Below are 8,772 nucleotides of genomic sequence, written 5' to 3'. Positions count from 1 at the left end.
GATTATTAGTATCTTCTACTGTGATGATTTGCACATGAATTGTTTCATTATCACACGCATCAGTGGCTGTCCATGTTCTGGTAATTGAATAATCTCCTGAACAAGCACCTGGAGTTGTTGCTTCACTAAAATCTACTGTAGCTATTCCGCAAGAATCACTTGCTGTTAATGTCTCTGCTACTGGAATTGCACCACAAGACACGGTTGTACTTACTGGTAAAGTCTCATTGAAGATTGGATTATTAGTATCTTCTACCGTGATGATTTGTTCATGAATTGTTTCATTATCACACGCATCAGTGGCTGTCCAAGTTCTGGTAATCGTATAATCTCCTGAACATGCGCCTGGAGTAGTTACTTCATTAAAATCTACTGTAGCTGTTCCACAAGTATCACTTGCTGTTAATGTCTCTGCTGTTGGAATTGCATCACAAGACACGGTTGTAGTTGCTGGTAAAGCTTCATTGAACGTTGGATTGTTGTTGTCTTCAATAGTAAATGTTGCCGATTTAGTAATTACATTTCCACAATCATCAGACAAAGAGAATATAACTGTTTCAGATACTGAAGTACCACATGAAAAATTCAATCCTGAATTATCATTTGAAAGTGAAGCGTTTCCACATAAAACAGTACCAGAAAAACTAGTCAACCAACTATTAAATTCATCATTAGGATTTGATATCGCATCACATTGGATGGTTATATTTGTAGGTTCATTCGTCCATGTTGGACCTTCGAAAGAAATTTTAAATAAAGTTCCATTATAAATGTTGACGTAATACACAAAACCATCTAAAGGGTTTTGCATCATATGAACTATTCCATCTCCAAAATTTAAGGGTGCTAGTTCAGAAATATCGCTAATCCAATTTAAGTTTCCATCAGTAAGTGTCGCAATATTGATCCAATTTCTAACATAATCTGTGAACAGATATTTACCATTCATACTACTTCCTAAAGCATCTCCTTGAATATAAATTCCTGCAATTGCCGTATTTCCTCTAAATTGAATTCCTGTTGTTGGTGAACCAGACGTGCCAACCCTTGGGTCTGTAGGAATTGTTCCGTTAAACCATGGCACTCGAGCTTCATTTGAACCACCATGTCTCCAAGCTACTTCTGGTCTGTCATGAACAAAACGCCTTTGTGCAGGATTAATATTATCTATGAAGGATGTTGGTTGCGGACAGTTATTTACAAATGGCACATTACCTTCATCTGGATTTGTAGTTCCACTATTATAATATCCATTATGCTTCGTTAGCCCTTCATATAAAGGCCAACCTCCATTTAAACCTGCTTTATCAAAAATGTGTAAATCTTCCCATGTTCCCCATCCAACATCTGCAACTTGAATTATTCCAGGGTTACCATCAGCAGGATTGGTGCTTCCACTACCCTTTTGAATTGACATTCTAAAAGGATGACGTAAACCAATTGCCCAAACTCTAGATTCTGGTGCACGTGGATTTGCTATATCATAATATGGGTTAGATGAAATCCCATCTCCAGTTACTGGATCTAAACGTAAAACTTTTCCACAGAGCGATGTTGTCATCTGACTTCTAAAAGCACCTACATTTTCTTCAGGACGCATGACTCCATCATTAATAGCTTGTTGCCAGTAGGTTTCATTAGCACTACCTGTATCTACAGATGTATAACTTGCATTATCTCCAGTAGAAACTAATAAGGTTCCATCATCAGCAAATATAACTGTTCCACCAGCATGAGATTCATGTGTTAATGGCACTCCTGTAGAAACAGATTCTCCTAATAGCACGCTTCTACTAGTATAATTTGCAGTTAGAGGGTTACTGCCAATATTAAGCTGATATCGTGTTACCCGACTTATTGTTGCTTCATAATAGTCATTGTCATTAGGGTCATAAGCAGGTGTTCCATAATTCATTAAATGCTCACGATCTACCATATAGTACATATACACTAAACCATTTAAATCAAAATTGGGATCAAGGCAAAAGCTAGCAAATCCAAAATCTCTCCAATCACCTACTTCATCTGATATATCAAGTACAGGTGTAACTTGTCTTACATATTCGCTTCCATTCCAATTAGACACATATACGTGTCCGCGTTTTTCCCAAACGAACATTTTAGTTCCGTCATTATTAAAAACCACACCCATAATAGTGTTGTAACCACTTTGAACTTGGGTTGCATTGTAACCTGTAGGTAATTGCGCAAAAACATTAGAAATTGATAAAAGAAAAAGAACAATAGAACATATTGCCTTTATTTTGATGATTTGATTAAAGCAAAACATAATTAAGTTTTTTAGTTGGAAAAAACAAATGTTGCTAGAAATCAAAATAAATGTAAGATTAAAACATTAAACAAAAAAACAATCGACATCAATGGATTATAAAACCGATAATTGGTAAAATATGTATGAAATAATATGACATATGTCACTTTAAAAAAAAGCAAAGACTACTATCTTTGCACATATGAAAATAGGCCCTTATATTTTTTCAATACTATTAGCTTTACTTATAATTCTTAACAGTACGAAAGTAACTATAAGCTATACGTATTATACATTAGATCCTATTGGTTTTATAGAAGCACTTTGTGAAAACAAAGACAAGCCAGAACTCGCCTGTAATGGTAAATGTCATTTAGCAAAAGTATCGAAGTCCTTATCAGAAGATCAAAACACTCCAGAAAATATTATTGATTTTAAGGAACTTACCTTGTATCATGGCTCTATATCTGAATTTGTATTTCATAGTGATTTAAACTCAAACAAACTCAGCCCTACATTTTTCCAAAATCTATACTCCTTTTCAAATATTAATGATTGTTTTCATCCGCCTAGGGTTTAATTTATCTATTGAATTTGCTAGCGAAAGCTAGCTAAAACACATAAGTTAAATTAAATATTACTATCCATGAAAATATTATATGGTATGCTCTTATGCATGCTACTCTCGACTGTATCATTTGGTCAAGAAACTACTGAAACCAAAAAAGATACCATTATACCTGTTACCAAACTTGATGAAGTTATTATTACTGGAAATAAAAAAACTGATCCAGTATTAACATCTGTGTCAAATAATTATGCTGAAAAGATTGTGCAGCCAAAAAATGTTGCTGACTTATTTAACTCAATTAATGGTTTCTCTGTAATTAAAAGGGGAAACTATGCTATTGATCCCTCGTTTAGAGCTGCTCAATATGAACAACTTAATATACAATATGATGGAGGAACAAAAGCAATGCATGCTTGTCCAAATAGAATGGATCCAATAACAACCCATATTATACCTGAGGAAATAGCTAAAATTGAAATAATTAAAGGTCCTTATACGGTTCGATATGGTGCAACTTTTGGAGGCATCATAAATATGGTAACCCAAAAACCAGATTATGAAGATTATGGCATTCATGGAAAAGTTTCTGCTGGATTTGAAAGTAATGGAAATTCATTAGTAAACTTAGCGCAATTACAATATATCAAAGAAAAATTTGATATTGTCGCAAATGCTGGTTTTAGAGATTTCGGAAATTACGAAGATGGCGACGGTATTGAAATCCCATCATCTTTTAGAAGTACAGATTACGGTATTAAAATAGGCTACAATTTATCTGAAAATCAACGTATACAAGGGCATTGGAGACAATCTTTTGGTCGCGATGTATTACATGCAGCATTACCTATGGATACCGAATATGATAACAGTAGTATCATTTCATTAGATTATAAGTTAGATAACATTGGTAAAATTGCAAAATCATTTACAGCAAAAGCCTACTATAGCTATGTTGACCATTTAATGACAAATACTAACAGACCTTCATTTATGATGATGGAAGCATCTTCTGCTGTTGATGCCACTACAATTGGTGGGAAATTAGAATTAAACTGGAAACCATTAGAAAAACTAAATATATATTCTGGTTTAGACGCATTACATATTGCTAGAGATGGAGCAAGAACTCGTTTAGTTAAAATTATGAATGGCAATGTTTTACCAATGCCGATGGAATTTAACGATAAAGTATGGCAAGATTCATACATAACAGATTTAGGTGTATTAACTGAAGCAAAGTACAATTTAAGTTCTAACACGATATTTACTTTAGGAATACGATATGACAATGTCGTTTCAGATATACAAGATCCAGAAGATGACTTTGCTACAATGTATGATCTTAAGAAACGAACAGAGCATAATGTAAGCGGAACAATATCGATAAAAAAAGCAGTATCAAACAGATTTATGATTGAAGTAGCTTATGGTCGTGGTGTACGTTCTGCCAATATGATTGAGCGTTTTATTAATCACTTTAACGTTGGACAAGATCCCTTTGAATATATAGGTAATCCAAATTTAAAAGCTGAAGTCAATAATCAATTTGAAATTGGATTTAAAGGGAGCGAACCTTTAAAAAATGGTTTTAATAAATTTAAATATGAAACCTCATTTTATTATTCATTTTTTGAAAACTACATCGTTGGTATTATTGATCCAACCATTAACCGAAAGTTTAATCCAATGGCTCAGCCAAGGAACGTAAAGGTGTTTCAAAACTTAGATGAATCTTATAAAACTGGTTTTGAAGCGATGTTCGAACTTCAATTTTTAAATAACTATTATTTTAAAACAGGACTATCCTATGTCTATGCCAAAAATAAGGATTTAGCAGAATCTCTTCCACTTACTCCACCCTTGACAACAAGGCTTTCTGTTGGAGTTGAGAAAGAAAGCTATTGGGCTAACATTCAATATAACCTCACTTCAAAACAATCAAACATTGCAAGAAGTTTTGGTGAAACAGAAACCGATGGTTATCAAACTTTAGATATTCGTTTAGGTTTCAAACCGATTAAAAATATAACACTTGGTTTTGCACTTATCAATGCTTTTGATGAAGCTTATAACAATCACTTAAACTTTTCGTTCACGAACCAAGAAAATTTCGAAAGAAAACCAATCACAGAACCTGGTCGTAATTTTTCTGTTTTTCTACAATATAAATTCTAACATAGAATTACTTGAATTAAAAAAGGAGTGTATTTTGAATACACTCCTTTTTTAATAACCATAGAAAACAAAGATTACCTTTCTTTTGGTTCTTCCTTATCTCTATCACTAGTGGTCATGAATTTTATCAAAAAACCTATAAGAAATAAGCAAACTAAACCAAAAACGGCGATCATTATTACTCCGTTATTCCAATTATATAATGCGATGTTGTGTGTAATCATAATATGATTTTTTTGTGGTTATAAAATTAATCCAAGTGGTTTTAATTTAATATGATTTATGTCAGTAAAGAAAAAATAATCATATTACTTAAGATCCTTTTTTAAAACAATTGTGTTGTTTAAGTTTAAACTTCTATTGTTATTATTATAAGTTAGATTTCTTTTCTAAAATAACAAATAGCTCTTTGTCAATTCTAGACTCATGAGAATTGTATGCTTTTTCCATAAGCCTAACTTCAAAATGGTTATTAAAACGATCAATATATTCAGAACTAGATCCACCAAATGGAGGACGATCTGTATACAAGTCTACATTAAATAAAAGACCCACTAACTTACCATCATTTGATAGTAAGTTATGCATTTTAATCACATAATCATTTCTTAATTGAGGTTCTATTGCACAGAAAAATGTCTGCTCAAGTATTAAATCGAAATTCATTTGCAAATCAAAAACGTTTTTATGCAATAATTGCTTTGAAGGAAAATTTGGAACTCGTGATTTAATATTTTGAAGTGCTGTTTTAGAGACATCAACTACAAACGTATTTTTAAATCCTGAATTGAAAAGATATTCAGCTTCATATGAATTTCCGCCTCCAGGAATTAAAATTTTTAAAGATGTATCATCAAGTTGATCTATATAAGCTTTTAAAGGAGGTGATATTTGTCCGAGATCCCAACCAGTATCATTGTTTTTGTAACGATTATCCCAAAATTCTTCGTTTAAATTCATTAATAATTATTTGAAACAATAGTTAATAATTCTTCCTTTTGTATTATTCCTGATTGTCTCCAAATTTGCTTTCCATCCTTAAACAATAAGAAGGTTGGAACACCTCGAACTTGATATTTCGCTGCCAAAGATTGATTTTTATCCACATCAATTTTAATAATAGACACTTTATCACCTAAACCACTTTTAACTTCTTTTAAAATTGGACTCATCATCTTACAAGGGCCACACCATTCTGCAAAGAAATCAACAAGAACTGGTTTATTTTGATTTATTATTTCTGAAAATTTGCTCATACCTGACTTAATTTATTTCTCGAATGTAATACTCCAAAGCCCTCTTATTTCATTTATATTATACCCTATTGCTTTATCTTCAGGGTACAATTGTGCTATTTTTTCAAATGTCTCTTTAGTCATAGTTTGATTTACTTTTCCATGACATTGCAAACACATCTCATTAGTAATAATAGGATAATATACATGAACTTTATCATTTATTTCAGAAACGATTGGTTCAATTTCAACATTGCTTTTTAATTGAGTTTTAAAAATTTCTATTTGATTCAATTCTATTGAATTAGCAATGTTCACTAGATTTCTTGATTTATCTGATACGCGCTTAATTTTAGCGTTATGAACTTGAGACAAACTATCTGTTAGAGGTTGTGCTTTAATATTGCAAAACTCTAATGCAGCAATTGTTCCTTTTTTTTGAATGATCCCGATTAAATTTTTACCCAATACAGCTTTAGTACTTAGAGCATAATTTAATCCTCTTTCACTATATGTTGTGTCAATTTCATTAGAATTTGTTTGGCTTTTATGCATTACTTTACCTTTACCTTTACCTTTGCCTTTACCTTTACCTTTACTTTTGCCTTTACCTTTACCTTTGCCTTTACCGTTATGCTTTCCTTTTTCAGAATTAAAATGCGCTTCAAACCACTCAGGTTGTTCAATGTCATTATCAAACATATAATCGGATATTAACCTTATGGTTTCTTCTGGAAAGATTTGCTTAGGCATAATCCCAAAACGTCTTACTGCTCCATGCATTTTGGCATTTTCTTCTGAAGGATTATTGATCCAATTTTGAATCTTATTCGTAAATTCTGCTTTTGACATTCCATCAATGAGGTAATGTTTTTTAACAGCGATCATTGGAGGCCCAATTCTGTCATCATGACTAGCAGTTGGACTATGACAAACATAGCAATTGGTTTCCATTAATTTCTTTCCTGGATGTATACTGTCAGATTCAATTTGTTGAATAGAGGCATAAGTACTGTCTTGTTTAGTATTGTTACAACTAAACATCAGTAATGATAATGCAAATACGAGTATGAGTAGTAAATGTTTCATAGTTTAATAATTTAAAATGCCACCTTTCAAATCATAGATTTCTTTAAACTCCATATTAGACAATTTCTTAGCTGTTTGACGGCTACGACTACCACTTCTGCAGTAGATATAAACTGGTTTAAGTTTATTTAGTTTATTAAATTCTACATTAAACCTTCCAGAAAAAAAGTCAATATTTTTAGCACCTTTAATATGACCCGATTTAAATTCTTTTGGAGTTCTCATATCTATTAATTGGACATTCTTACCTTCAACTTGAATTTTAAATTCGTTAGAAGATAGGAGCTTTATATATTCATTTTGATGAGATTTCTTGCCGAAAATTGCAGATAAAAAAGACATATTATGTATAATTTATTATTTAGTTTAAATCATATTAAAAGTAATTGATTTTTGAATTGGAATTGGTAACCTATGTTACAGAAAAAGCACATCCTACTAAAAATTCAGATGTGCTTTTCACCAACCAAAACTCATGTATATTATTTCATAGTTGAAGGACAGACAAAATCTGTTCTCGATATTTTTGTATTTTTTATAGCGGCATAACCACCTTTAATATCTATTAAATTATGGATGCCTCTGCTTTTTAAAATTGAAGCTGCAATTACAGAGCGATAACCTCCAGCACAATGAATATAAAATGTGTTATCATCTGGAAATTCACTTAAATGATTGTTCAAATAGTCTAGAGGTGTGTGATGTACTCCTTCAATATGTTCTGAAAGATACTCACCCTCACGTCTTACATCATATACAAATGATTTATTTTCTGGATATGTCATTTCAAATTCTTCAGCCGATATTGAAGTCACTGTATCATATGTCATTTCAGCAGTTTTCCAAGCCTCAAATCCACCTTCTAAATATCCTACAACATTATCAAAGCCTACTCTTGATAATCTTGTAACAACTTCTTCTAATCTATCTTCGGGTGATACTAATAAAATTGGCTGATTAACATCAACAATTAATGCACCAACCCAAGGTGCAAATGCACCATCAATACCTATAAAAATAGAGCGTGGAATATGTCCATTTATAAAATCTGACTGATGACGAACATCTATTACTAAAGCTTCAGTTTCATTTGCAGCAAATTCAAAGGCCTTTGGAGATAATGGGTTTTGTGCTTTAGACATGATTTTATCGAAGCTATCATACCCTTTAATATTAAGTAATACATTTTGAGGAAAATATCCTGGTGGCTCTGATAAACCATCTAATAATTCCTCTTTAAACTCTTCTTTGGTCATATCTGCTCTAAGTGCATAATTCACTTTTTTCTGGTTGCCTAAGGTATCTGTGGTTTCTTTACTCATATTTTTTCCACATGCAGAACCTGCACCATGATTTGGATAAAGAATTAAATCATCATTAAGCGGCATGATTTTATTTCGAAGCGAGTCGAAAAGTAAACCTGCAAGTTT

General features: G+C 32.1%; 9 protein-coding genes. 2 read left to right on the top strand and 7 right to left on the bottom strand.

The window, feature by feature from the left end; genetic code table 11:
• A partial coding sequence (locus AB8B90_RS02245) for a PQQ-dependent sugar dehydrogenase (protein WP_405333218.1) occupies nt 1-2,290 on the bottom strand: 2,290 nt, incomplete at its 3' end.
• Between the two features lie 184 nt (nt 2,291-2,474).
• On the opposite strand from AB8B90_RS02245, the gene AB8B90_RS02240 reads away from it, so the two are divergent.
• Together AB8B90_RS02240 and AB8B90_RS02235 are read left to right on the top strand one after the other, a co-directional pair.
• Nucleotides 2,475-2,852, top strand: coding sequence for a hypothetical protein (locus tag AB8B90_RS02240; RefSeq protein WP_405333216.1), 378 nt, complete (start codon nt 2,475-2,477; stop codon nt 2,850-2,852).
• A 66-nt stretch (nt 2,853-2,918) separates the two neighbouring features.
• A complete protein-coding gene (locus AB8B90_RS02235) occupies nt 2,919-5,018 on the top strand; it encodes a TonB-dependent receptor domain-containing protein (protein WP_405333214.1) in 2,100 nt (699 codons plus the stop codon).
• A gap of 74 nt (nt 5,019-5,092) precedes the next feature.
• Here the strand turns inward: AB8B90_RS02235 and AB8B90_RS02230 are convergent, their stop codons facing one another.
• From AB8B90_RS02230 to AB8B90_RS02205, 6 genes are all read right to left on the bottom strand, one after another.
• Nucleotides 5,093-5,242, bottom strand: a complete 150-nt coding sequence (locus AB8B90_RS02230) for a hypothetical protein (protein ID WP_405333213.1) — start codon at nt 5,240-5,242, stop codon at nt 5,093-5,095.
• A 145-nt stretch (nt 5,243-5,387) separates the two neighbouring features.
• Nucleotides 5,388-5,978, bottom strand: coding sequence for an SAM-dependent methyltransferase (locus AB8B90_RS02225; protein WP_405333211.1), 591 nt, complete (start codon nt 5,976-5,978; stop codon nt 5,388-5,390).
• Nucleotides 5,978-6,274 (bottom strand): thioredoxin, encoded by a 297-nt coding sequence (gene trxA / locus AB8B90_RS02220; protein WP_405333209.1) that lies wholly within the window; start codon nt 6,272-6,274, stop codon nt 5,978-5,980. Before trxA ends, AB8B90_RS02225 begins: the two co-directional genes overlap by 1 nt.
• Before the next feature lie 12 nt (nt 6,275-6,286).
• The gene (locus tag AB8B90_RS02215) at nt 6,287-7,342 is read right to left on the bottom strand and encodes a DUF3365 domain-containing protein (RefSeq protein WP_405333208.1); all 1,056 of its coding nucleotides are present in this window, start codon (nt 7,340-7,342) and stop codon (nt 6,287-6,289) included.
• Nucleotides 7,343-7,345: 3 nt separating this feature from the next.
• Entirely contained in the window at nt 7,346-7,684 is a 339-nt protein-coding gene (locus tag AB8B90_RS02210; RefSeq protein ID WP_405333206.1) for a rhodanese-like domain-containing protein, read from the bottom strand.
• Between the two features lie 140 nt (nt 7,685-7,824).
• The coding region (locus AB8B90_RS02205) for a rhodanese-like domain-containing protein (RefSeq protein WP_405333204.1) at nt 7,825-8,772 on the bottom strand (948 nt) is incomplete at its 5' end.

Origin of the sequence: Psychroserpens sp., from assembly GCF_045105015.1 — a bacterium.
Taxonomy (GTDB): domain Bacteria; phylum Bacteroidota; class Bacteroidia; order Flavobacteriales; family Flavobacteriaceae; genus Psychroserpens.
Note: the sequence above shows the minus strand (reverse complement) of the source record. Positions and strands in the feature narration are given on the sequence as shown.

What these genes read in the sequence shown, in the direction of transcription:
- AB8B90_RS02240 (WP_405333216.1), top strand. Translation starts at nt 2,475, where the DNA reads ATGAAAATAGGCCCTTATATTTTTTCAATACTATTAGCTTTACTTATA.
- AB8B90_RS02225 (WP_405333211.1), bottom strand. Translation starts at nt 5,978, where the DNA reads ATGAATTTAAACGAAGAATTTTGGGATAATCGTTACAAAAACAATGAT.
- AB8B90_RS02210 (WP_405333206.1), bottom strand. Translation starts at nt 7,684, where the DNA reads ATGTCTTTTTTATCTGCAATTTTCGGCAAGAAATCTCATCAAAATGAA.
- AB8B90_RS02215 (WP_405333208.1), bottom strand. Translation starts at nt 7,342, where the DNA reads ATGAAACATTTACTACTCATACTCGTATTTGCATTATCATTACTGATG.
- trxA (WP_405333209.1), bottom strand. Translation starts at nt 6,274, where the DNA reads ATGAGCAAATTTTCAGAAATAATAAATCAAAATAAACCAGTTCTTGTT.
- AB8B90_RS02230 (WP_405333213.1), bottom strand. Translation starts at nt 5,242, where the DNA reads ATGATTACACACAACATCGCATTATATAATTGGAATAACGGAGTAATA.
- AB8B90_RS02235 (WP_405333214.1), top strand. Translation starts at nt 2,919, where the DNA reads ATGAAAATATTATATGGTATGCTCTTATGCATGCTACTCTCGACTGTA.